General features: G+C 74.1%; 16 protein-coding genes. 5 read left to right on the plus strand and 11 right to left on the minus strand.

The genetic code is table 11. From position 1 onward, the window contains the following. Positions 1-45 precede the first annotated feature (45 nt). The 4 genes from AC3EQ1_RS26080 to AC3EQ1_RS26095 all read right to left on the minus strand — a co-directional run bounded on the left by AC3EQ1_RS26080 (position 46) and on the right by AC3EQ1_RS26095 (position 9,756). On the minus strand, positions 46-5,415 hold the full coding sequence (locus tag AC3EQ1_RS26080) for a type I polyketide synthase (RefSeq protein ID WP_488187178.1): 5,370 nt from the start codon (positions 5,413-5,415) through the stop codon (positions 46-48). Further along, positions 5,409-6,632 carry a ketoacyl-ACP synthase III family protein gene (locus tag AC3EQ1_RS26085; RefSeq protein ID WP_432096779.1) on the minus strand — a complete coding sequence of 408 codons (1,224 nt, stop codon included), beginning with the start codon at positions 6,630-6,632 and terminating at the stop codon, positions 5,409-5,411. The genes AC3EQ1_RS26080 and AC3EQ1_RS26085 overlap by 7 nt, the downstream gene beginning before the upstream one ends. A 236-nt stretch (positions 6,633-6,868) precedes the next feature. Then, positions 6,869-8,431: a class I adenylate-forming enzyme family protein gene (locus AC3EQ1_RS26090; protein WP_432096780.1), complete on the minus strand. Its 1,563-nt coding sequence runs from the start codon at positions 8,429-8,431 to the stop codon at positions 6,869-6,871. Continuing rightward, positions 8,431-9,756, minus strand: a complete 1,326-nt coding sequence (locus AC3EQ1_RS26095) for an aspartate aminotransferase family protein (protein ID WP_432096781.1) — start codon at positions 9,754-9,756, stop codon at positions 8,431-8,433. Before AC3EQ1_RS26095 ends, AC3EQ1_RS26090 begins: the two co-directional genes overlap by 1 nt. Positions 9,757-10,173: 417 nt before the next feature. Between AC3EQ1_RS26095 and AC3EQ1_RS26100 the strand changes: the two genes are divergently transcribed. Beyond that, complete coding sequence (locus AC3EQ1_RS26100; protein WP_432096782.1) at positions 10,174-10,926, plus strand: SDR family NAD(P)-dependent oxidoreductase; 753 nt, start codon at positions 10,174-10,176, stop codon at positions 10,924-10,926. 35 nt (positions 10,927-10,961) lie between these two features. Then, entirely contained in the window at positions 10,962-11,759 is a 798-nt protein-coding gene (locus tag AC3EQ1_RS26105; protein WP_432096783.1) for a histidine phosphatase family protein, read from the plus strand. A gap of 107 nt (positions 11,760-11,866) precedes the next feature. Here AC3EQ1_RS26105 and AC3EQ1_RS26110 read toward each other — a convergent pair whose 3' ends face one another. The 3 genes from AC3EQ1_RS26110 to AC3EQ1_RS26120 all read right to left on the minus strand — a co-directional run bounded on the left by AC3EQ1_RS26110 (position 11,867) and on the right by AC3EQ1_RS26120 (position 14,661). Then, positions 11,867-12,565 (minus strand): class F sortase, encoded by a 699-nt coding sequence (locus AC3EQ1_RS26110; protein WP_432096784.1) that lies wholly within the window; start codon positions 12,563-12,565, stop codon positions 11,867-11,869. Positions 12,566-12,763: 198 nt separating this feature from the next. Then, entirely contained in the window at positions 12,764-13,543 is a 780-nt protein-coding gene (locus AC3EQ1_RS26115; protein WP_432096785.1) for a hypothetical protein, read from the minus strand. 290 nt (positions 13,544-13,833) lie between these two features. Further along, positions 13,834-14,661, minus strand: coding sequence for an alpha/beta fold hydrolase (locus AC3EQ1_RS26120; protein ID WP_432096786.1), 828 nt, complete (start codon positions 14,659-14,661; stop codon positions 13,834-13,836). A 466-nt stretch (positions 14,662-15,127) separates the two neighbouring features. On the opposite strand from AC3EQ1_RS26120, the gene surE reads away from it, so the two are divergent. From surE to AC3EQ1_RS26135, 3 genes are all read left to right on the plus strand, one after another. Next, entirely contained in the window at positions 15,128-15,913 is a 786-nt protein-coding gene (gene surE, locus AC3EQ1_RS26125; RefSeq protein ID WP_432096787.1) for a 5'/3'-nucleotidase SurE, read from the plus strand. A 113-nt stretch (positions 15,914-16,026) separates the two neighbouring features. Continuing rightward, positions 16,027-18,078, plus strand: coding sequence for an APC family permease (locus AC3EQ1_RS26130; RefSeq protein WP_432096788.1), 2,052 nt, complete (start codon positions 16,027-16,029; stop codon positions 18,076-18,078). 198 nt (positions 18,079-18,276) lie between these two features. Then, entirely contained in the window at positions 18,277-18,708 is a 432-nt protein-coding gene (locus AC3EQ1_RS26135; RefSeq protein ID WP_432096789.1) for an ATP-binding protein, read from the plus strand. A 68-nt stretch (positions 18,709-18,776) separates the two neighbouring features. On the opposite strand, the gene AC3EQ1_RS26140 is transcribed toward AC3EQ1_RS26135, so the two are convergent. From AC3EQ1_RS26140 to AC3EQ1_RS26155, 4 genes are all read right to left on the minus strand, one after another. Next, the gene (locus AC3EQ1_RS26140; protein ID WP_488187179.1) at positions 18,777-19,355 is read right to left on the minus strand and encodes a subtilase-type protease inhibitor; all 579 of its coding nucleotides are present in this window, start codon (positions 19,353-19,355) and stop codon (positions 18,777-18,779) included. A 281-nt stretch (positions 19,356-19,636) separates the two neighbouring features. Next, positions 19,637-21,124 (minus strand): MFS transporter, encoded by a 1,488-nt coding sequence (locus tag AC3EQ1_RS26145; protein WP_432096791.1) that lies wholly within the window; start codon positions 21,122-21,124, stop codon positions 19,637-19,639. 199 nt (positions 21,125-21,323) lie between these two features. Beyond that, on the minus strand, positions 21,324-21,818 hold the full coding sequence (locus tag AC3EQ1_RS26150) for a nucleotide triphosphate diphosphatase NUDT15 (protein WP_432096792.1): 495 nt from the start codon (positions 21,816-21,818) through the stop codon (positions 21,324-21,326). Next, a complete protein-coding gene (locus tag AC3EQ1_RS26155) occupies positions 21,815-23,080 on the minus strand; it encodes a hypothetical protein (RefSeq protein WP_432096793.1) in 1,266 nt (421 codons plus the stop codon). Before AC3EQ1_RS26155 ends, AC3EQ1_RS26150 begins: the two co-directional genes overlap by 4 nt. Positions 23,081-23,176: the final 96 nt, after the last annotated feature.

A 23,176-nucleotide genomic window follows, 5' to 3' on the forward strand; every position in this document is an offset into this window, starting at 1 on the left:
GCGCCCGTGCCGCCCGGCGGTTGCCGTGGCGGCACGAACCGCCCGTCACGGGCGTGCGCTGTCGACGAGGTAGTCCACCACCGCCGACACGGTCTGCCGGTGCCAGATGAGGTTGGCCGGGAGCTTGCGGCCGAGCCGTGCCTCCAGCCGCCGGCGGATGACGATTGCCAGGACGGAGTCCATGCCCGACTTCAGCAGCGAGCGGTCCGGTTCGAGCTCCGCCGGGTCGAGCCGCAGCTCCTGGGCGACCTGGGTGACGGTCTCCTCGTACAGCCGGGCCCGGAGTTCGTCGGGCGGCAGCTCCCAGATACCGCCCGCGGACTCGGAGCCGGCCGGGTCCGGCCCGTCGACGGTGTCCGTCGCGAGATCGGCCAGCAGGCGCGGGCGGGTCGCTCCCGCGGGGAGGGGCACCGTCCGCAGCACCGCCAGGTGCGGCTCGTCCAGCCCGGCGGCCTGTTCCCAGGCCCCGAACGCCTCGGCCGCGGCGATGTCCCCCACCCCGGACGCGCGCAGCTCGGCGTCCACGGCCTCGTTGACCGCCATGCCCATGCCCCGCCAGGACGTCCAGCCCAGACTCATGGTGCCGGTGGCGCCCCGGGCGCGGTCGTGTACGGCCATGGCGTCCAGGAAGGCGTTGGCCGAGGCGTAGGCGGCCTGGCCGGTGAGGCCGAGCAGTTGGCCGCAGGAGGAGAAGTGCACCAGGAAGTCGAGACCGCCCGGCGGGAAGAGCCGGCCGAGGGTGAGCGCACCCCCGGCCTTCGGACGGAGCACCGCCCGCAGCGAGTCCTGGTCGAGCCGGCCGAGCAGCCGGTCGTCCAGCACCCCGGCGGCGTGCACGACGCCACGGACCGGCGGCATGCCCAGCGCGTCGGGGTGCAGCGCGGCGGCGACCGCGCCGGTGTCGGCGATGTCGGCGGAGAGCACGCGGACCGTCGCGCCGAGGGCTTCCAGACCGCGGACGGTCTCGATGCGGCGGGCCTCGTCCGCGTCCCGCGGGTGCGACCAGGCCGTGCGGGGCGGCAGCGTGCCGCGCCCGAGGAGCACCAGTCGTCGGGCCCCACGGTCCACCAGCCAGCGGCCGATCGCGCCGCCGAGGCTGCCCAGACCGCCGGTGATCAGATAGCTGGCGTCCGGCCGGCACCGGAACGGGGCGGTCGACGCAGCCGGTGCGGCGGCACGGACCAGCCGGGCGGCCAGTGGCGTGCCGTCGCGGAGGGCGATGACGTCCTCGCCCGGGCGCCGGGCGATCACCCCCAGCGCGGCACGCAGGTCGGCGTCCGCACCGTCGGGGCCGAGGTCGAGGGTGCCGCCCCAGATCTCGGGGTGCTCGCCGGCGATCACCCGTCCGAGCCCCCAACGGGCGGCCTGCGCCACCGCGGTGAGGTCGCGCGCCTCGCGGACTCCGGAGGTGAGCGACCAGAGCCGGCCCGCGCCCGGGGGCCACGCGGCCATCCGCTGGGCGGTCCGCGCGAGCGGCCAGGCGTTCCGGGCGGCGAGCCCGTCGGCCCCGTCGCCGGGCTCGGTGCCGAGGCCCGCCCGGCCGGCGGTCTCCGGCCCTCCGATGCCCGCCCGGCCGGCGGTCTCCGCCTCTCCGATGCCCGCTCCGCCGACGGTCTCCGTCCCTCCGGTGTCCTCGGCCGGGAGCAGGAGCACCTCCACCGGACCGGCCGAAGCCTCCGGCGGGTCGAGGTCGTCCGGGCCGGCCACCGGCAGGCACCGGTGTCCCGCTGCGACGGCGGCCGACCGGAGACGCTCGCGCAGCGGGCCGTCCGGGCCGATCAGCAGCAGGGTGAGCGCGGCACGGGCGGCATCCGCCCCGCCGCCGGGCAGTGGGCGCCACTCGGTGCGGTGCAGCAGTTCGTCGGGGGCGGCCGCCCGGAGTCCGGTTCCGGACCCGGCGTACCGCACACCCTCCAGCACCGCGACGGTCCGTCCGTCCTCGTCCGCGATCCGCACGTCCGCACCGGCGTCGGCGGCGGTGACCGAGCCGGTGACCGTGACGTCGATCCGGGCCCGGACCGGTGGCCGGCCGGCGGTCCAGGTCCGGGTGACCGCGGAGACCACCCGGAGGACCGCGGGCCCGGGGAAGGCGGCGGGGACGATGGACAGCGCGGCGTCGAACAGCGGCGCCCAGGCAGGGGGTTCGGTGCCGGAGGCGTCAGGTGCGGTGACCTCGGCGCGCAGGCCCCCGGCGGTCCGCTCCAGCCGGTTCACCTGCCAGGGGAAGGCCATGCCGGGCACGCCGACCGAGGCAAGGTGACGGGTGATCAGATCGGGTGGCAGTTCGGTGCCGGGGCCGGCGTCGGCGGACGGACCGGGCGGGGGCCCTACGGGGCCGGTTCGCCGGGCGGTGGCGTGGATCAGCCACGGCCGGGTGTCGGCGCCCGGCTCGGGTCCGGCCGCCCGGGAGTGCAGTCGCAGGGTGCCGTCCTGGGCGATGACATCGATCTCCCGGGCGTCCTCCAGCGTCAGGGGGACGGCGAAGGAGACGTCGCGCAGGGCCTGTTCGCCGTCCCGGTCCGCGGTGGCCCGCAGGAAGGTCTCGAGCACCACGGAGGCAGGGACGATCTCGACGCCCTGGATGGTATGGCTGCCCGGATAGGGCCGGGACTCCCGGTCCGCCCGGCCGGTCCACAGGTCCAGCGGGGTGGATCCGGCCAGGGTGACACGGGAGCCGAGCAGGGTGCGGCCGGACACCTCGGGCCGGCCCCGGCCGGTGTCCCGGGCCACGGGATCCCGCCAGTACCGCTGCCGGTGCCACGTCCGGTTCGGCAGCGGGGCCGGCGGGCCGGCGGGGTGCAGCGCCGGCCAGTCGAGGGGGACGCCGTGGCAGTGCAGGAGGCCCGCGTTCAGCAGGAGTTGCTCACGTTCCGGCCGGTCACGGCGGAGCGATCCGGCGACACAGCTCTCGCCCGCGCCGGCCGCCTCCAGCGTCTCCTGGAGGGAATGGCCGATGACGGGGTGGGCGGAGACTTCGAGGAAGACCCGGAAGCCGTCCTCGGCCGCCGCCTCCACCGCGTGGCGGAACCGCACCGGGTTGCGCAGGTTGGCCGCCCAGTAGGCGCCGTCGCGCGCCGACCCGTCCCGCGGGTCGTCCAGCGCCGTGCTGTACACCGGGACGCGGGGCGTGCTGACGGTGAACTCGGACGCCGCCGCTACGAGTTCGTCGAGCAGCGGGTCCATGTGCGGGCTGTGGAAGGCCACGTCGGTGGCCACCCGGCGGACCACCAGGTCCTCGTCGCGCCCGAGCGCGGCGGCGACCGCCTCGATCTCGGCGGTGTCGCCGGCGAGCACGGTGGAGTGCGGCGACGCGAGGATGGCCGGGACCAGTCCGGTGCCGCCCAGCCGTGCGGCCACCGCGTCGGCGGGCAGGCCCACCATCAGCATGCCGCCGGCGCCGGCCACCCGGCGCAGCAGTGCGCTGCGCCGGCACACCAGGTGGGCACCGTCCTCCTCGCTCAGCATGCCGGCCACGACCGCGGCGGCGATCTCCCCCACGGAGTGGCCGATCACCGCGGCCGGCCGGACGCCCAGCGACCGCCACACGGCGGCCAGGCCCAGTTGGACCGCGAAGAGCATCGGCTGCACCAGGTCGACCCGGGCGATGTCGCCGTTCTCGATCAACTGCCGTGCGGTGACACCGAGTTCCGCGGCGAAGGCGGGGCCGATCCGGTCGACGGCGGCGGCGAACTCGGGGCTGCCGGCGAGGAGGTCCCGGCCCATACCGCTCCACTGCGCGCCGTGTCCGGAGAACACCCAGACGGGGCCGGGGCCGGTCTCGCCCATCGCCCCGCCGGTGACGGTGCCCGGGCAGGCGTCGCCCTCGGCGAGGCCGCGGAGCCGGGCGACGAGCTCCTTGTGGCCGGTGGCCACCACCGCCGACCGCCATTCGAGGTGGCTTCGGCGCACGCCGAGGGTGTGCCCGACGGCGCCCAGCGGCGTCTGGGCTCCCGGGCCGCTCAGCCAGTCGGCGAGCCGACCCGCGTCCGCACGGCCGGCGGCGCCGGAGCGGGCGGAGAGCGGGAAAAGGCCCGGGACGGGGACGGCGTCCGCGGGGCCGGGCCGGTCCGCGGGCACCTCCTCCGGCGTGGGCGCCTCTTCCAGCACCACATGCGCGATGGTGCCCCCGTAGCCGAAGCTGGAGACGCCGGCCCGCCGGGGGCGGTCCCCGGGCGGCCAGGGCGTACGGTCCGCGGTGAGCCGGAGGCCCGAATCCGCCCAGGGAATGGCCGGGTTGGGGCCGCTGAAGCGCAGGGTCGGCGGAATCTCCGCACGACGGAGCGCAAGCACCGTCTTGATCATTCCGGCCATGCCGGAACCGGCTTCGAGGTGGCCGATGTTGGACTTCACCGAGCCGATGAGGCAGGGCCGGCCGTCCGGCCGTCCCGCTCCGACGACGGCGGCGAGCGCCGAGGCCTCCAGCGGGTCCCCCGCCACGGTGCCCGTACCGTGCGCCTCGACGTAGTCGACCGTCCGCGGGTCGATGCCGCAGGACGCGTAGGCCCGGCGCAGGAGTTCGGCCTGCGCGGTGCCGCTGGGGGCCATGATGCCCTCGGTGTGGCCGTCCTGGCTCACCGCGCTGCCCCGGATGACGGCCAGGACCGGGTCCCCCGCGCGCCGGGCGTCGGCCAGACGCTTCAGCACCAGGACGCCCGCGCCCTCGCCGCGGCCGTAGCCGTCGGCCGCGGCGTCGAAGGACTTGCTGCGGCCGTCGGGAGAGGTCGCTCCGGCGCGGTCGAGCGTCACCGAGAGCCCCGGCGCGATCATCAGGTTCACCCCGGCGGCTAGGGCGACGCCGCTCTCGCCGGAGCGCAGGCTCTGGCAGGCGAGGTGCACACCGACCAGTGACGAGGAGCAGGCGGTGTCCACCGCGAGGCTGGGCCCGCGCAGATCGAGGCTGTGGGAGATGCGGTTGGCGGTGGCGCAGAGCGCGGCGCCGATCCCGGTCCAGGGCTCGATCCCCGGCAGGTCCTCCAGCAGCCGGCGGCCGTAGTCGTCGGACCCGACGCCGACGAAGACCCCGCAGTCCGATCCGGCCAGGCCGAGCGGCGGGATCCCGGCGTGCTCGCAGGCCTCCCAGGCCAGCTCCAGCAGCAACCGCTGCTGCGGGTCCATGAGTTCGGCCTCGCGGCGGGAGATCCCGAAGAACGCCGCGTCGAAGCCCTCGATGTCGTGGAGGAACCCCCCGCGGCTGGTGGTGCCGCGCACCACGGCCGCGGTGTCGTGACCTCCGGTGGTGTACGCCGACCACCGGTCCGCGCCGTCCCGGGTCGCGTCGGTTCCCCGGGTCAGCAGCTCCCAGAAGGAGTCCGGGGAGTCGGCGCCGCCGGGGAAGCGGCAGCTCAGCCCGATGACGGCGAGGGGCTCGGGGGATGCGCCGGACGGCACCCGGTCCGCCGGACCGCCGGTCACCACGCCGCGCCCCGGTCCGTGCCGGTACCGGTGGCCCGGGCGGCTGCGATGCCGGTGCCCTGCGTGGCCGTTGTTCCGGTGCCCTGCGTAGCCGTTGTTCCGGCGCCCGGGGTGGCCGTGCTGCCGGCGCCCGGGGTGGCTCCCGAGGTGCTGCCCGTGGCCGTGTCCGTCCGTTCCCCCTCCGCAGGACCGAGTGCGGGCGGCGCCACCACCTCGACCACCGCGGCGGTGATCATGATGCCGGGGCCGGAGCTGAGCATCAGGAGATGGTCCCCGACACTCAACAGGCCGTCCTCCGCCAGGTGGTTGAGCTGCAGCCCGATGTCACAGGCACCGGCGTGGCCCACCTCGCGGAAGTACGGCACGTCGCCCAGGGCCGCGTCGAGCCCCATGGGCTGGAGATGGCTCTCCAGGAAGGCCGTCGTTCCGGCGCCGAGGTGGAGCACGGCGGTGAGGTCGGACACCGCGATGCCGGCCTCGGCCGTCAGCTGCTCGACGAGCTTGCCGCCGGCCGCGCCGTAGTCCTGGACGATCCGGGACGCCTGCGGGCCGAGTTCCTCGATCATGGCTTCGAGGTGCTCGTTCATGTCGAGCTGCTTGCCCACGGTGAGCGCGGGGGGAAAGAGCGGCTCGTGCCCCCGGTTCAGCACCTCGAACTCCGGGAGCGACACGGACTCCACGGAGCGGAGCCGGGCCCAGCCGTGGCGCTTGCTCAGCACGACGGCCGTTCCGGCGTCTGCGAGCACGGCGTCGCGGTGGGCGTGCCACCGGTCCACCGACGGGGCGCCGAAGTTGTCGGCGCTGGTCACCAGGGCGCCGGTCCGCCCCGGCGCGGCCAGCAGATACTGCGTGGCCGTCTCGATTCCGGCGAGGAAGCCGTTGCACCCCTGGTCCACCGTCAGGGCCGGGATGGGGGTGTTGAGGGTGCCGCGCAGGATGTAGTGCGGCGCGGACCAGCCGTCCGGGCCCTGGTGATAGGCGCAGGTGTGGACCAGGAGGTCGATGTCCTCGCGGCCGAGACCGGAGCGCTCGAACGCCTGCCGCGCGGCGGCCACCGCCATGTCGGGGGCGGGCGTGCCGTCCGCCACGGCGATGCTCCGCCATCCGCAGGAGTCGACCAGCTCCTGTTCGTACCAGCCTCGCTCGACCGCCTCCCGGGTGCTCACCCGGGGCGGGATGTACGCCCCGGTGGCCGCCAGGTGGATGCCTTCGATTCTCACGTCGTTCTCCTCCGGGTGGGTCTGGCGCGTTCAGGCAGGCCGAACGGGACCGCCCGGGGAATGTCCTGAACACCGTGGTGCTGGGGGCCGGTGGGGGCCGCGGCCGTACGGGCCGGCCGCCCGCGGACGCGCGCACGAGGGCGCGCTCCGGGGACGGGCCCGGGGGCGGGCGGTACGCGGGGAGGTGGACCGTGGGCGCGCGGCCCGGGGAGCGGATGGCTGCGGCACACGTGCGTCTACTCTCCGCCCCTCGGCCTGATGACCTTGCCGGTCTCGGTCGTCGGCAGCGACGCGACCGCCGTGAACAGGTGGGGCACCTGGGCGGGCGAGAGCCGTGCGCGGCAGAACCGCTCCAGTTCGGCGAGGCCGACGGTGTCCGGCGTCACGGTGGCCTTGATGCGCTGCCCCAGCACCGGGTCGGCGTGTCCGGTCACCAGGCAGGAGGCGACCGCCGGGTGGGCGAGCAGCGCGGCTTCGATCTCCTCGGGACTGACCTTGACACCCGCCACGTTGATGCAGGTGGACAGCCGTCCCGCGAGGACGAGCGCGTCGCCCTCCCAGCGGGCCAGATCGCCGGTGACGAACCCGCCCCGCAGGGGCCGGGCGTCGACCGTCCCGCCCTCGGCGTACCCGGACATCATCGAGGGCGAGGACACGGTGACCAGCCCGTCGGCCCGGCCGTCCGCCGCCTCGGCACGCGCAACGGCCGCCTCGGCACGACCATCGGCCGCGTCACCGTGCCCGTCCGCAGCCTCGCCCCGTTCCGCCCGTAACGGCGCCGGCCCGGAGCCGCCCCCGTCCGGGTCCGTCAGGCGTACGGCCACACCCGGCAGCGGCGGGCCGGGCCAGCGGAGGTCCTCGCTCCAGGGCAGCGGGGCACGGACGCAGATGGGCCCGGTCTCGGTGGTGCCGTAGACCTGGCCGACCCGGCCGCCCAGCCGGCTCGCGACGGCCCCGGCCGTGTGGGCGTCCAGCGGCATCCCGGCGGACAGGAACCCGACCGGGGGCCCGGGCAGTTCCTCGCGCGCCGCCTTGGCGAGCAGCCGCAGCATCGGGGGCACACCGACGAAGAGCGACACGCCGGACTCGGCGAGATCCCGGAGCAGCAGCCGCGGCCGCTCGGCCGAGAGGTACCGGACCGGGGCCCCGGCGAGTGGGGCGGCCACCGCGCAGAGGCCGAACCCGTAGGCGTGCTGGAGCGGTACGGGGCAGGCCAGCAGCCCGGACGGGGAGAGGTCCAGCGCCGTGCGGTAGTGGTCGGCCTCGGCGAGCAGGGCCGTGGCGGAGCGCAGCGCGGCCCGCGGCACCCCGGTGGTGCCGGAGGTGATCTGTGCGGTGGCGGCCTGCCGGTACGCCTCGTGCCGTCGGTCCGGACCGCGGCTCAGGGCCCGTTCGCCGTGCACGGCGGCGGTGGTGCGGAGGGTCAGCGGACTGTCCCGCGGGGTGGCGAGGTGGGTGAGCGGCAGCCGGGCGCGGAGCCGCTCCAGCTCCCATGCGGTGAGCCGGCGCGGCAGCGGGACGGCGACGGCGCCCACGGCGACGATCGCGAACAGATCGCTGATGAATTCGGCGGGCGGCCAGGCGAGGGTGCCCACCAGCGCGGACTCCCCCACGCCGCACGCCCGGTACGCCCGGATCCTGGCGTCCACGCGTTCGACGAGCCGGCGCGCGCCGGTGGTGTGGCCGCCCTCGATGATCAGGGGGGTGTCCCCCAGGCGCCCGGCCTGTTCGCGGAGGCGCAGGAGCAGTTCCTCCCGCGCCGCGGAGGCGTCCGCCCCGGACGCCGCTGGGGACGTCATCACACCAGGCTGATCAGAGCCCTGCTCAGGGCCCCTGACGCCTTGTCGATGACTTCCCTGGTGTGTGCGGTGCTGAGGAACCAGGGTTCCAGCGCATTGGGGTGGAAGTAGACGCCGGCCCGCTGGGCCTGCATCTGGAACCTGCGGTGGTGGGAGAAGTCGATGGCCGACGCGGTCTCCCGCAGCCCCGCGCCGCTCTCCACGGGACGCTTGAGGAGGGAGACCGACATGATGGAACCGACCCGGCTGATCAGCACGTTCCGCTTCTCCGCGGCGAACACCTCGCGCAGCGACTGCTCCGCGTAGGCGCCGATGTCCTCCAGCTCCTCGTACAGCCCGGGGGTCGCGCGGATCTTCCGCAGCATCGCGACGACGGCCCGGAGCGCCGCGTGGTTGCCCGCGTACACGCCCGCGTGGTGTGCCTCGTTGGAGGCGAGCATGGTCATCGCGGCCTTCCGTCCGCCGAAGGCGGCGACCGGGAATCCCCCGCCGAGGACCTTGGAGAGCACGGTGAGGTCGGGCTCGACACCGTACCGCTCCTGTGCGCCGCCGCGGGCCACCCGGAAGCCGGTGATCACCTCGTCGAAGATGAGCTTCGAGCCGCTGCGGGTGGTGAGGTCGCGGAGCAGTTCGAGGAAGCCCGGCGCGGGCGGAATCACACAGGCGTTGACCAGGACCGGTTCCAGGATGACCGCGGCGATGCGGTCCCCGCAGCGGGCGAAGAGGTCGCGCACCGCCTGCTCGTCGTTCCACGGCAGTTGGCGGGTGTGGGCCAGGGCCTCCGGGATCATCCCCGGTGCGCCGGGGACGACATCGGTCGGTTCGTGGCCCTGCAGATGCAGGGTGTTCTTGCCCACCCGGAGCACGGTCTCGCTCCACCCGTGGTAGTGGCCCTCGAAGGTCACCACCAGGGAGCGTCCGGTGGCGGCGCGGGCGAGCCGCAGTACCGAGGTGATGGCCTCCGTACCGGAGTTGGCGAACCGTACCTGTTCCACGCCGGGGACCAGCTCGGCGATGAGGGCCCCGGCCTCCGCGTCCTGCGCATGGGGCAGTCCGGTCATGTGCCCCTGGGCGAACTGGTCCGCCACCTCGTCCAGGACCTCGCGGTCGGCGTAGCCGAACACATGGGGTCCGTACCCCATGTTGAAGTCGACGATCTCGGTGTCCTCGACGTCCCACAGCAGGCAGCCCCGGGCCCGCCGGACGACCAGTGGCACCGGAATCGACGCGGCGCGCATGCTGCTGCTGACCCCGCCGGCGACCACCTCTCTGATGTCCTCCAGCAGACCGGCATTGGTCGGTCGGGTGGCGCCCGAATCTCCCACTGCGAACCTCCGTCATCAACGGCTCTGGTGGATCTGGCCTGGCTGCGCACTGATCGAACGACGGCTATCAGCCTGCCGCAAGTGCTCTGCCGCCAACAGCAGGCACATGCGGATTGGCTGGATTGCGCGGGTTCGGCCGACAGCTCGCGATGACAGGATGCGGGCTGCGGGCGGAGTGAGAGGAGTGGCCGCACGGGCAGAAGTGGCCGGCCGGCTGGACCAGCGCTCCGCCGCGCCGCACCTCACCGTTGGTTCGCACGGGACCGTTCGGCCGGCGTCCGCCGGAACCACAAGCAACCGCGCGGGGCCGACGGGGTGGGCACCGGACCGGTGCCGAGGACGTGCGCGCCCCGCAGCCGCGGGCACCTCCGGTCCCCGTCGAGGAGGGAACCGGTCCCCGTACCGAGGAGGGAAGCAGTGCCGTCTCGACCCGTCGCCGTGGTGACCGGGGCCGGATCGGGCCTGGGAGCCGCGATCACCGTGCGCCTCGCCGCGACGCACGATCTGATCCTCACCCACCTCGCCGCCGACGACGGACTGGCGCGGACCACCGGCCGTGCCGTGTCCGCCGGGGCCGAGGTGCTGGGTGAGGTGACCGGGGATCTGACCCTGCCGGAGACCGTGGACCGGTTCACCGACGGCGTGGCCGCCCACGGGGCCCGGCTGGACGTTCTGGTGTGCAATGCCGGTGCCTATCCGTACTTTCCCTGGGCGGACACCACGCGGGACGACATCCGCGCCGCGATCGAGATCAACCTGCTGGCGCACGCCGCCTGCATCAAGGCGGTCACCCCGCACCTCGTGGCGCGGGCCACCGGCCGGATCGTCGCGATCTCCTCCGTGCTCACCCAGCTGGGGCGAGCCGAACTCGCCCCCTACATCGCGGCGAAGGGCGGGCTGGAGGCGCTCGTCCGGGCGCTGGCCCGGGAGCTGGGCCCGCACGGCATCACCGTGAACGGCATCCGCCCCGGATCGATCGAGCTGAGCCCCGAGCAGCGGTCCCACCCCGACTATCCCGCCTGGCGGGAGCGGGAGTTCGCCCGCCAGTGCGTCAAGCGCCACGGGCATCCGGACGATATTGCTGCTGCGGTGGCGTTCCTGGTCTCTCCCGAGGCGGGGTTCATCACCGGTCAGCATCTGACGGTCGACGGCGGCTGGCACCTCAACTGAGCCGCACACACGGTGAATCGAGGACATCGGAACGGATGACGCACACCACCATGCCGCAGCTGCCGGGCGGGCACCCTGACGAGGCACCGCCGGGCCCGGCCGGCACCGGACTCCCCCACCCGACTCCCCTTCCGGTTCCTGCACCGGCCCCGGCCCCGGAACACGGATCCGGCGGCCGCTCCCCGGGACCGGAGGGAGGTTCCGCGCTCTCCCGCATCCTGCTGATCCGGCACGCGCAGTCGCACGCCAGCGTCAACCGGCTGGTCGCCGGGGAGCGGAACTGCGACGGTCTCACCGACCTGGGCCGCGAGCAGTCCGCGCACCTGGCGAAACGGCTGGCCTCGGGGGCGGGCCCGCTGCACGCGCTGCTGACCAGTCCCGTGCCGCGGGCCCGGGAGACCGCCGAGGCCCTGGGCACCCACCTGGGACTCGGACCACCGACGGTCGACACCGAGGTCCGCGAACTCGACTTCGGCCGGGCCGACGGCCTGTCCATTCAGGAGTACGGCCGGCACTACGGGGGGTTCGACATGACGGCCGAGCCGGAACGGCCGTTCGCCCCCGGTGGCGAGAGCTGGTCCCAACTGCTCGGCCGGGCCCGCGGGTTCATGGGGCGGCTGGTGCGGCAATGCCCCCGGCAGAGTGTTCTCGTCGTCTGCCACTCGGGGTTCATCGTGGCGGCCTCGGTGGGCCTGCTGGGCATCGCGCCACCGGAGATGTTCACCGACACCTCTCCGGCACCGACCTCCATCAACGAGTTCGTGCACGGTGACGAGGGGTGGCGGCTGGCGCGCTACGACGACCGGGCGCACCTCGCCGCGCTGGAGGGCTGACCCGGGCGGTCGCTCCCGTCCCGCCCGGGTGGTTCCGCCGGAGGCGTCGCCGCGGCCTTCCGCGCCGACGGCTCCGGCGGACCGGCCACCACGGGCGGGCACCCGGGTCAGTAGCTGTTCCGGGACGAGTCCAGATGGGCGAACACCACCACGTTGTCCTTGTAGTCCCTGGCCTTCCGGTCGTACTCGCCCCCGCAGGTGATCACGCGGAGCTGGGGCGAGGCGGTGTCGGCGTACACCCGCTTGCTGGGGAAGTTCGCCTTGCTGAAGGTCTCGACGGAGTCGACCCGGAAGGTCACCACCCGGCCGTCCGCCCGGGTGATGTGGATGTCGCTGCCGGGCCTGAGCTTGTCGAGCTGTACGAACACGGCGGGGCCGGTCTTGGTGTCGACGTGGCCCGCGATGATCGAGGCGCCGTGCTCCCCGGGGGTGGCTCCGTCCCGGTACCAGCCGACGAGGTTGGTGTCCCCCGCGGGCGGCGCGTTGAGCTGCCCGGAGGCGCCGAGGGTCAGCGGGGTGAACGGCGCGTCGACGGCGATCTCCGGGATCGAGATCCGCTGGGGTGCGGAACGGGGCAGCGACGGGGCCCGGGTGGGGGTGGCGGTGGGCGCGTCCGGGGTCGGAGGGGCCACGGCCGGGGGCGGGGCCTCCGGTTTGGCGTCCGGCTCGGTGCTGTCGAAGGTGCTGTGGAGGACGAGGGCAGCGGAGACCACGGCCAGGACGGGCCACAGCAGGGCACGGCCGACGGGGCGGGACGGGGGCGTGTTCCGGGACGGGTTCGGCTGGGGCGGCTTCACCGGAGGCATGGCGGGGATGAGGCCTTTCGTGGGAGCGGATGGAGCAGCAGCGCGCGGAGCCGTCGTCCGTCAGGCACCGCGCATGTCCGAGGTTCCGGATGCGGGCCCGGAAGGCGGAGCCCGGGACGGCGGAAATGCAGGCGCCGCGGCCACCGCCGGTGAGCGGTGACCGCGACGGCACAGCACATGCCGAGTGGGGCGGCCCGATCAGGCAGCCGCGTCACCCGAGGCGTTGCGGCGGCGGCGCAGCATGTACGCGCCGGCACCGATGCCGCCGAGGGCGAGCGCCGAACCGGCCGCCAGACCACCGCCGGACTCGGCCAGGCCACCGCCACCGGTGTGCACACCACCGTGCGGCCGACGGCCCTCCCACGACTTCTCGTGGTCCCCGCGCTCACGGGATTCCTCGCCGCGTTCGCGGCCGGAACCGCTGTCCTCACGGCTGGACGATCCACTGTCCTCGCGGCTGGACGATCCGCTGTCCTCGCGGCGGGAGGACGAGCCGCCGTCCTGGTCCCAGTCGTCGGCCGGCGTCGCGGCGAGGGCCCCGCCACCGGTGTGCATGCCGCCGTGCGGCTTGCGGCCCTCCCAGGACTTCTCGTGGTCCCCACGCTCACGGGACTGCTTGCCATGGTCCTCGTCGTCCTTCGACGACAGAGCCAGAGCACCACCACCGGTGTGCACACCACCGTGCGGCTTACGCCCCTCCCACGACTTCTCATGGTCCCCACGCTCACGGGACTGCTTGCCATGGTCCTCGTCATCCTTCGACGACAGAGCCAGAGCACCACCACCGGTGTGCATGCCGCCGTGCGGCTTGCGGCCCTCCCACGACTTCTCGTGGTCGCCGTCGTGCTCGCGGCTGGAGGAGGACTCCGAGTCCCGCCCCCCGTCGTCGGACAGGGTCACGGCGTTCGCGGCCGGGCTGGTGACAGCGAGAACCACGGTGATGGCAGCTGATGCGAAAACGGTGCGGGCTGTGCGCATGAGACAGATTCCTTTCGCCGCAGGCTGCGAAGGCTGACACGTCGTCGGCACATCGGATCGCAGTGGCGACGTCCTCACCCTCGGCCCGAACAGGAGCCCGCACCACTGGAGAAGTCGGCATTCGGGGGACCTCGTGGGCTGGACGAGTGGCCCGGCGGCCGACAATCACCCATTGGACGGTGTGGCGCGGCGGTGCGGCCTCATCACGATGGGGTAGGGCGCGTCGCCGCACGCTGTCCGCCCCGGTCGGCCGGGGTGCGGGCACCGCATGGCCGGCGACGGCCCCGGCGTCAGCGGTTCAGGAAGGCGAGCAGGTCGGCGTGGAAGTCGTCCTTGTGGGGAGCAACGGCGGTCAGCCCGTGCGGGGCTCCGGAGTACACCTTGAGCGTGGCGCCGTCGACGAGCTTCGCCGACTTCGCGGCGGCGGCGACGATGGGGACGATCTGGTCGTCGTCGCCGTGGACGATGAGGGTGGGGATGTCGAAGCGGCGCAGGTCCTCGGTGAAGTCGGTCTCGGAGAACGCCTTGATGCAGTCGAACGCCCCCTTGTACCCGACCTGCATGCTCCACATCCAGAAGGCGTCGCGGACTCCCCGGGACACGCTGGAGCCGGGCCGGTCGGCTCCGTAGAAGCTCTCACCGAGGTCCCGGTAGAACTGCGAACGGTCGCCCCGCACCCCGGCCCGGATGCCGTCGAACACCTCGATCGGCAGCCCCTCCGGGTTGGCCTCGGTCTTCAGCATCAGCGGAGGGACGGCCCCGAGCAGTACGGCCGAGGCGACGCGGCCGGTGCCGTGGCGTCCGATGTAGCGGGTCACCTCGCCGCCGCCGGTGGAGTGTCCGACGAGCGTCACGTCCCGGAGGTCGAGATGCTCGATCAGCTGTGCGAGGTCGTCGGCGTAGGTGTCCATGTCGTTGCCGTCCCAGGGCTGACCGGACCGGCCGTGCCCCCGGCGGTCGTGGGCGATCGCACGGAAGCCGTTGGACGCGGCCAGATGGAGCTGTTCGTCCCAGGCGTCGGCGTTCAGCGGCCAGCCGTGGCTGAACACGACGGGGCGCCCGGCCCCCCAGTCCTTGAAGAAGATCTCGGTGCCGTCCGTGGTGGTGAGGGTGCCCATGACGCGGTCCTTTCGTGCCGTCCGGAGGTTCGGTGGCGTTCCGGACAGCTCGTTCCGGAACACCGGGCCGTGGCGGAAACCGTGGGCCGGCGCGAGCGTCGGCGTCGGGATCTGCCGGAGTCGCGGTCCGTCGGCGTCGGGGATCCGTCGGCGTGCCCCCGTCACGGCCCGGGAGAATATCCCATGAAAGAGGCAGAATATTGCGCATGTCAGGCAATCCGGGGCACCCCGCTTCCCTCGGGCCTCCGGTGGTGACCGCGCCCGCCACCTCCGGTGAGCGCCCCGGTCGCGGCACGCCCGGCCCCGGTCACCCGGCGGACGGCGCGCGGCCGCCCTCCGGAGCCCCGGCTTCCGTAGCCCCGCCTTCCGGAGTCCTGGCCTCCCGGGGGCACGGCCGCGCCGTACCCCGCCCCCGGCGCACCGCGCCCCGCACCGGCGCGCGGACCGCCCCGACGGGAGCCGGCCGATGAGCGGGACGCTGCGGGTGCTGGTGACCAACGACGACGGCATCGGGTCGGAGGGGCTGCGGTGGCTGGCCCTCGCCGCGCGCGAAGCCGGCCACGAGGTGACGGTGGCCGCGCCTGCCGCGGAGGCCAGCGGCTCCAGCGCCGCCCTGACGGCCGTGGAGGAGCACGGCCGGGTCGTCGTGGAGCGGCGGCGGCTGCCGGGACTGGACGGCGTGGCCGCGCACAGCGTCCGCGCGATGCCCGGGTTCATCGCGCTGATCGCCGCGCAGGGCGCCTTCGGCGCACCGCCCGACGTGGTGCTGTCCGGCATCAACCGCGGTCCGAACACGGGGCGCGCGGTCGTCCACTCCGGGACCGTCGGGGCGGCCGTCACCGCCGCGGTGAACGGCCTTCCGGCGATGGCCGTCTCGGTGGAGGTGGGCACCCCCATGGAGTGGGCGGGCGCCGCGCACATCGCGCTCCGGCTGCTCCCGCTGCTGTGCCGGACCCGGATCGCGGCACCGGTGTTCAACGTGAACGTGCCCGGCGTCCCGCTCGAACGGATCCGGGGGCTGCGCCACGCCGGACTCGCACCGTTCGGCAGCGTGCGGACGACGGTCGCCGAACGGGGCCGGGGCTTTGTGCGGATGACGCTCTCGGAGACCGCGCCGGCGCCGGAACCGGACACCGACACGCACCTCCTGGCCCGCGGCTTCGCCACCCTCACCGTTCTGCACCCGCTCACCGCCGCACCGGCCGCGGGCCTGCCCCCGCTCCCGGACATCGCGCCCGGCTCCACCGGCTGACCTCGGGAGTACGGACGGCTCCGCCGCTCGTCCGGTACCACCGGTCGAAGGGTGCCGGTACCCGAGTCCGTGTCCCGGGCCCGTACGGCACGCACCCCCCTTACGCTCCTGCTGTGGCCAGAGCGGCAGAAATCGTCAAGCGGCTGGTGATCGGCCGGGCGCTGCGCAGTGAGGAGACCCACGCGGCGGAGCTGCCCAAGCGGCTGGCCCTGCCGATCTTCGCTTCGGACGCGCTCTCCTCGGTGGCGTACGCGACGCAGGAGATGCTGCTGGTCCTCACCGTCGGCGGCCTGGCCTACACCTACCTCACCGGCTGGCTGGCCGGTGGGGTGGTGCTGCTGATGGCCGTGGTGGTGCTGTCCTACCGTCAGGTGGTCCGCGCCTATCCCAGCGGGGGCGGCTCGTACGAGGTCGTCTCCACCAATCTCGGACCCCGCTCCGGGCTGGTGGTGGCCGCCGCCCTGCTGGTGGACTACGTGATGACGGTCGCGGTGTCGGTGGCCGCGGGGGTCGACAACATCGTCTCCGCGGTGCCCTCGCTGCACGACGCCCGGGTGGGCCTGGCGCTGGGGTTCGTGGTGCTGCTGGCCGCGATCAATCTGCGCGGGGTGCGCGAGTCCGGCCGGGCCTTCGCCGCACCGACCTATCTGTTCATCCTCGGGGTTCTCGTCATGTGCGCGATCGGGCTGGCCCGCTGGGCGGCCGGGGACCCGCCGGTGGCGCAGAGCGCCGGCTACGGCATCCGCCCCGAGCCGGGGGAGGCCGATCTCGCCGGCGCGGCGGTGGTGATGCTGGCCCTCCGTGCCTTCTCCAGTGGCAGCAGCGCGCTGACCGGCGTGGAGGCGATCTCGAACGGGGTGCCCGCCTTCCGGCCGCCCAAGTCCCGCAACGCGGCGACGACGTTGGCGGCGATGGGGCTGATCGCCATCGTCCTGTTCTCCGGGGTGACGGCGCTGGCGCTGATCTCCGACGTGCACATCGCGGACGACGCCTGCCGGCTGACCGGCTTCCCCGGCGACTGCGAGAACGCTCCGCAGCGCACCGTGATCGCGCAGGTGGCGGCCGCGGTGTTCGGCGGCGACGAGAGCTTCGGCTTCTACTACATCCAGACGGTCACCGCGCTCATCCTCATCCTGGCGGCCAACACGGCGTTCAACGGATTCCCGCTGCTGGCCTCGGTGTTGGCACGTCACCGCTATCTGCCCCGGCAGCTGTACACCCGCGGGGACCGGCTGACGTACTCCAACGGCATCATCGCGCTGGCCACGGTGGCCGGGCTGCTGCTGTGGGTCTACCGGGCCTCGGTGACCAGCCTCATCCACCTCTACATCCTGGGCGTCTTCACCTCCTTCACTCTCTCCCAGATCGGCATGGTGCGGCACTGGAACCGCACGCTGCGGACCGGGGCGGACCCGGCGGCGCGCCACCGGATCCACACCGCGCGGCTGATCAACGGTGTGGGGGCCGCGATCACCGGTCTGGTCCTGGCCATCGTGCTGGTGACGAAGTTCCTCGAAGGCGCGTGGCTGGCGGTCGCCGCGGCGGTCCTGCTGTGGCTGACCATGCGCGGCATCCGGCGCCACTACGACAGCACCGCGGCCGAGCTGGCCGTCACCGATCCCCGGGCGGAGTACCTGCCGCCGTCGCGCATCCATGTCGTGGTGCCGGTCTCCACCCTGCACAAGCCGACGCTGCGGGCGCTGGCGTATGCGCGGGCCCTGAAGCCGGACACCCTGGAGGCGGTCACCGCCTCCGTGGAGCCGGAGGACGTCCGGCAGCTGCGGCGGCAGTGGGAGGAGGCGGGGATCGATGTGCCGCTGAAGGTGCTGGACTCGCCCTACCGGGAGATCACCCGCGCGATCGTCGGCTATGTACGGTCCATCGGGGTGAGCAGCCCCCGTGACGTGATCAACGTCATCATTCCGGAGTACGTGGTCGGGCACTGGTGGGAGCAGCCGCTGCACAACCAGTCCGCGCTGCGCCTGAAGAGCCGGCTGCTGTTCACCCCGGGCATCATGGTCACCAGCGTGCCGTGGAGGCTCTCCTCCTCCGCCCACGCCGCGGCGCGTTCGCCCGGCCAGGCGCCCGGTTCCGTCCGGCGGGGGGAGCCGCCGCCGTCCCGGCCGCGGCAGCCGACCGGCGGCCCCGGGGACACGGGGTCCTGAGGCGGCTTGCTCGGTAGCGGCCCTCTGTGGCGGCCTGCTCTGCGGCCGGCCGGCCCGCCCTGTGGCGGGCGCCACGGAACGCGGAACGGGAGAGGCAGGCGTGGATCCGCAGCACCGGGGTATACGGATGTCGCGATCACCGGCACCACTGAGGACCGGACACGCTCATCAGGATTCGGCGCAGAAGGAGGGTGCCCGGTGCCCCACGTCATTTCGCCCAGCGAACAGTGCGGGCCCCCGTTGTCGTGCGCGAGCGCGGCATACGACGGACGACCGGGCACCATCGCGGCGGCGCGGGACTTCGCCGCCGGTTTTCTCGCCGAGACGCAAGCCGCGGGTGGGGCGGCGGTCACCGCCCAGACCGTCGGCGTCGTGCGGCTGGTCGTCAGCGAACTGGTGACCAACGCGCTCAAGCACGCGCCCGGCCCCTGCTGGCTGGACCTCGACATCACGGGCAGCACCCTGCGCATCACCGCGTGGGACACCGGCTCCGCACTGCCCGCGGTCCTCCCCCACGACGCCGGGCGCGTCGGACAGCACGGTCTGGAGATCGTGGTGGCGCTGAGCCGGCGCCTCGAGATCGAGCAGCAGACGGTCGGCAAGCGCATCCGGGCGTACGTCGCCCTCTGACAGTGATGCCCCGGCAGGCCGGCCCTCCGCCGGTGGGCGGAGGGCCGGTGGGCGGCAGGGTGAGCCGTTCAGAAGTCGAACAGCTGGGTCGTCTTGCCCTTCATGACGCAGCTGTTGCTGAACGTCGCGGAGTAGCTCATCCGGCGTCCCTGCCACACCCCTTCCGCGGTGACCGTCACCGGATCGTGGATGAAGGGACAGACGCGGCCCGGGTCGTTCTTGACGAGCAGGCCCGGTTTGCCGTTCACACCGCGCAGTTCGGAGCAGGCGGCGCGCGGATCCGGGTGGTCCCCGCGCGCTGTCGGGGCGCACCGCAGGGTGACCGCGCGCTCCACCGTCGCCGTCTGCGGGTCCTCGCCCTTGCCGATCGTCAGCACCATGGCCGACGGTGCGAACAGACTCAGCGGCTGCGCGGACCGGCCGGACTCGCCCGGCTCCGCGGGCTGTCCGCGTTGCCCGGACCGGACCGACTGCCCGGACCGGCCGGACTGTTCGGACTGTTCGGACCGGGTGGGCTGTTCGGACCGGGCGCTCGGACCGGGCTGTCCGGGTTCTTCGGACGCCGCGTGCGCCGGTCCGCCGGTCAGCGGGACGAGGCCCGCCACCAGTGCCGCGGTTGCTGCGATCCTCATTGCCGGGTGTCGCATGTCAACTCCCTCGCTCGGGATGTCAGCTGGCCCCCAGAGCCTTGCGCAGACCTGTCACGGAAGCACATCGACCCACCCCGTCCCGGACACACCACCCGTCCCACCCGTGGCCGAACCGCGTACCGGCCCAGGCCGGGGCGCTGCGCCGGGGTGCCGGGAACCGCTGTTCGGCGGCCCCGGCCCGGCCCGTTCCGGCGCGAGGTGTCCGGCACGCGGAGCCTCCAGCAGCCCCGATGTCACCGGCCCCCGAGCCCCGGCCGTTCCGCGTCGGCCGAAACGGCTCAGTGCGTCCGTTCCGCGGCCGGGTCGGCGTCCGTGCCCGTACTCGTGCCCGTCTCCGTCTTCGGACGGCGGCGCTCCGCGACGACGTGCTCCGTCCGCCGGGCGCGGGGAAGCAGCAGCAGGGAGCAGCCGAGGAGTGCCACGGCGACGAAGCCGAACGCCCCCCACAGGCTGAACGGCCCGGTCCAGAAGGTGCCGGGCGCGAGGGCCTGGATTCCGGTCACCGCCGCCACCCCCAGGGCGCCGCCCGCCTGCTGACAGGCGGTCAGGGCGCCGGACGCGGTGCCCTGGTCGTGGAGTGCGGCCGCGGCGCTGGCCAGCATGACCGACGCCGGATAGGCCAGCGCGATGCCGGTGCCCACCAGGATCGCCGCCGGCAGGAGATGGGTGAGGTAGGCGCCGTCCCGGACCGTGATGAAGAGCAGTTGCCCGACGGCGATGACGGCCAGGCCGATCAGGAGCAACAGCGTCGTGGGACGGCGGTTCGCCAGCCGGGCGGCCGGGGTGGACAGGGCGCCCACGGAGAGCCCCTGGGGCAGGAAGGCGAGCCCCGCCGCCAGGGCGGAGTACCCGCGGTGCTCCTGGAGGTGGGTCGCCACCAGGAACATCGACCCCGTGACACCGGCGAACGCACCGCCCAGTGCGAGACAGGCCGCCGCCATCCGACGGTCCGTGACCAGCCGCAGCGGCAGCAGCGGGCGGGTGGTCCGGGCCTGGAGGACGAAGAACGCGACGGTCGCCGCCAGGCCCGCGCCGCCGACCACCGCGAGCTCGGGCATCCCGGCGGCGCCGACCCGCCCGACGGCGTACACCACGGCGATCAGACCGCCCGTGATCAGCAGGGCGGACGGCCAGCCCATCGGGGTCCGGGGCGCCGCGGGCGGCTCGTCGGGCGCGACCACCCGGACGGCCACCAGCAGGACGAACAGGCTCAGCGGAGCGTAGAGGAGGAACGCCCCCCGCCAGCCGGCCACCTCGGTCAGCACCCCGCCCACGACGACACCGAGGGTGAAGCCCACCGCGCCCATGGCGCTGAACACCCCGAGCGCGCGGTTGCGCGGGCCGCCCTCCGGAAAGCCGATGACGATCAGCGCCACGGCCGCGGGTGCGGTGACGGCCGCGCCGACGCCCTGGAGCGCCCGCGCCGCGATGAGCCCGACGGGCTCCTGGGCGAGCGCGGCCCCCAATGAGCTCACCCCGAAGATCCCCACGCCGAGCAGGAACATCCGTCGGCGCCCCCAGTGGTCGGCGCACTTCCCGCCGGCCAGGAGCAGCCCGGCGTAGGTGGTGAGGAAGGCGCCGGCCACCAACTGGAGCTGGTCCGGGCGCAGTTCCAGACCGCGATGGATTCCGGCCAGCTGCACATTGATGCTCGACAGGCTCATCCCCTCGAAGAGGATGGCCGTGCACAGCACCAGAAGTCTGACCCACGCCCGCCGGTCGAACGTGAAGGGGGCGTCACCTGTGGGCTCTGGACTCGCGTTCACCTGGGCTCCTCGGTGTGGGAAGGGAACGGTTCGCGGCCACCGGTCCGACCGGGTCCGCGGGCCGTACGGGGATCACCGCCGCCCCGGAACCGGGCGAGCCCGCCGCGGCCCCGGACGCGCACCGAGCGGTGCGGACGGTGGGCGGTCTCCGGGGCCGCCGCGGTGGTGCGGGGCGGCGTGCCGCCCGTGGGGAGACGTCTCATCCGCCTCCTCGCCCGTGCCCGGGTGCCGTCCCCGCCGGGTACACCGTCCAGCCGGGGCCGGCGGATTCGCCTCGCCAGGCGGCCAGCAAGGCGGCGCTGGCCGGAAAGAGCGGGCCGGGCGGTGCGTCGGGCAGGGCCCAGACCCAGCGGTCGAAGACCTCGGGTTCGGGCAGGGCGGTGCGGGGGTGGTCGGGTCCGGTGGCGAGCGCCACCACACCGGCGGTGACCTCGGTCCGGTCCGACGCGGTGCGGAGCGCCATGGTGAAGACCCGGGCGCCCGCCACCTCGTGGACGCCGCTCTCCTCGGCGATCTCCCGGACGGCGGCCTCCTCGAAGGACTCGCCGGGCTCGACGTGGCCGCCCGGAAGGCACCAGGTCGCCGGTTCCCCGTCCTTGATCCGGTGACCGATCAGCACCGCGCCGTCGGACCGCAGCAGCAGGGCTCCGACGCCGACGACGGGCCGGCGGCCGGGGGAAGCCGGGCCGGTCATGTCAGGCCCTCCAGTTCCCGCAGCGCGGAGGCCGCGGCGTAGTGGCCGCTGATCATGGCCGCGACTATGCCGCGGAACAGGCCGCAGGCGTCCCCGGCGACCCAGGCCGGGGTGTCCACCAGCCGCAGGTCGCCGTCCACCACCGGGTACCAGCCGACGCCCTCGAGCGTGGGGCCGATCAGTTGCGTCCCCTCCCCCCGGACCTCCGGGAACGCCGCGGCGAGACGGGACAGGCCGCGCGTCATGATCTCACGCAGCTCCGGACCGTAGACGTGATCGAAGGTCCCGACGGCCTCCGGCTCCTGGTCCATGAGCGCCTCCAGGGGGAGCGTGAAGTACGACTCCTCGTCGGCCATCGCGGCGAGCGCCGGCGCCATGGCCCGCGCGGCCACCGCCTCGTCCAGGATGCGGGTGTTGAAGCCGACGTTGGACCGGCCGGTGGGCGGACAGTCCGAGCGTCCGGACACGGTCCACAGGCCCTGGCTCTCGGTGAGTGCCGCCTCGCCGTCGCGGCAGGCGCAGAAGGTCCGCCACTCGACGCCGGCGTCCTCCTCGCGGAAGCGGAGCTTGGGGTCGAGCTGTTTCATGTCCCGGAAGAAGGCCAGCTCCGCGGGCTGTTCGATCCGGAAGCCGACCTCCAGGCGGCGGAAGGACCGCTCCCGGGTCAGGTCGCGCAGTCCGAGCGGCCCGAATCTGCCGCCGGCCAGGACGAGCCGCCGGGCGGCCAGTTCCGACTCCTGCCCCTTGGTGTCCCGGAGCGACAGCCGGAAGGTGTCCGTCGCGCTGTCGTAGGCGGCGCCCACCACTTCGGATTCGGTGAGGACGGTGGCGGACGTGGCGGCCACCATGTCCTCGGTGAGCTGCAGGCGCGCTTCCAGGGAGAGGTAGTCCGAGGGGTAGTCCTTGAGGATCCACTCACCGGAGCCCACCGAGTAGGCGGAGGGGTCCGCGGGGAACGGGGGTGTGTCCAGACCGTGGGAGCGCAGCAGGCCGCAGGTCCAGTCGTAGGCGGCGCGCAGGTCCGCGGTGCGGGGCAGGGTCCACAGTTCGCTGGCCGACGGGTAGAAGGAGAACTTGCCGTCGGAGAACAGGCCCGCCCCTCCGTGGCCGCGCGTCATGTCGGTGGCGTCGTACCGGTCGCGGGCGGTGACGGGCTTGCCCCCGTCGATGAGGGCCACCGTGCACGACGTTCCGGCGAGCCGGTGGGCGGCGGCGAGTCCGGCGGGCCCGGCACCGATGACGGCCAGGTCGAAGGCGTTCACAGAGCTCCAAAAAGTGCGCATGGTCGAGTGCCGCGGGGCACAGGGGGGCGCGTCGGGAAGGGGGACGGGGGGCAGCAGGCCGGGGCTCCGTCGGTG

It is taken from the genome of Streptomyces sp. bgisy100, assembly GCF_057709105.1.

Bases quoted from the DNA above. Each gene is read 5' to 3' on its own strand.
- surE (WP_432096787.1), top strand. From the start codon at position 15,128: ATGAGCGGGACGCTGCGGGTGCTGGTGACCAACGACGACGGCATCGGG.
- AC3EQ1_RS26150 (WP_432096792.1), bottom strand. From the start codon at position 21,818: ATGACCGGCCCGGCTTCCCCCGGCCGCCGGCCCGTCGTCGGCGTCGGA.
- AC3EQ1_RS26115 (WP_432096785.1), bottom strand. From the start codon at position 13,543: ATGCGCACAGCCCGCACCGTTTTCGCATCAGCTGCCATCACCGTGGTT.
- AC3EQ1_RS26110 (WP_432096784.1), bottom strand. From the start codon at position 12,565: ATGCCTCCGGTGAAGCCGCCCCAGCCGAACCCGTCCCGGAACACGCCC.
- AC3EQ1_RS26120 (WP_432096786.1), bottom strand. From the start codon at position 14,661: ATGGGCACCCTCACCACCACGGACGGCACCGAGATCTTCTTCAAGGAC.
- AC3EQ1_RS26140 (WP_488187179.1), bottom strand. From the start codon at position 19,355: ATGCGACACCCGGCAATGAGGATCGCAGCAACCGCGGCACTGGTGGCG.
- AC3EQ1_RS26105 (WP_432096783.1), top strand. From the start codon at position 10,962: ATGACGCACACCACCATGCCGCAGCTGCCGGGCGGGCACCCTGACGAG.
- AC3EQ1_RS26090 (WP_432096780.1), bottom strand. From the start codon at position 8,431: ATGACGTCCCCAGCGGCGTCCGGGGCGGACGCCTCCGCGGCGCGGGAG.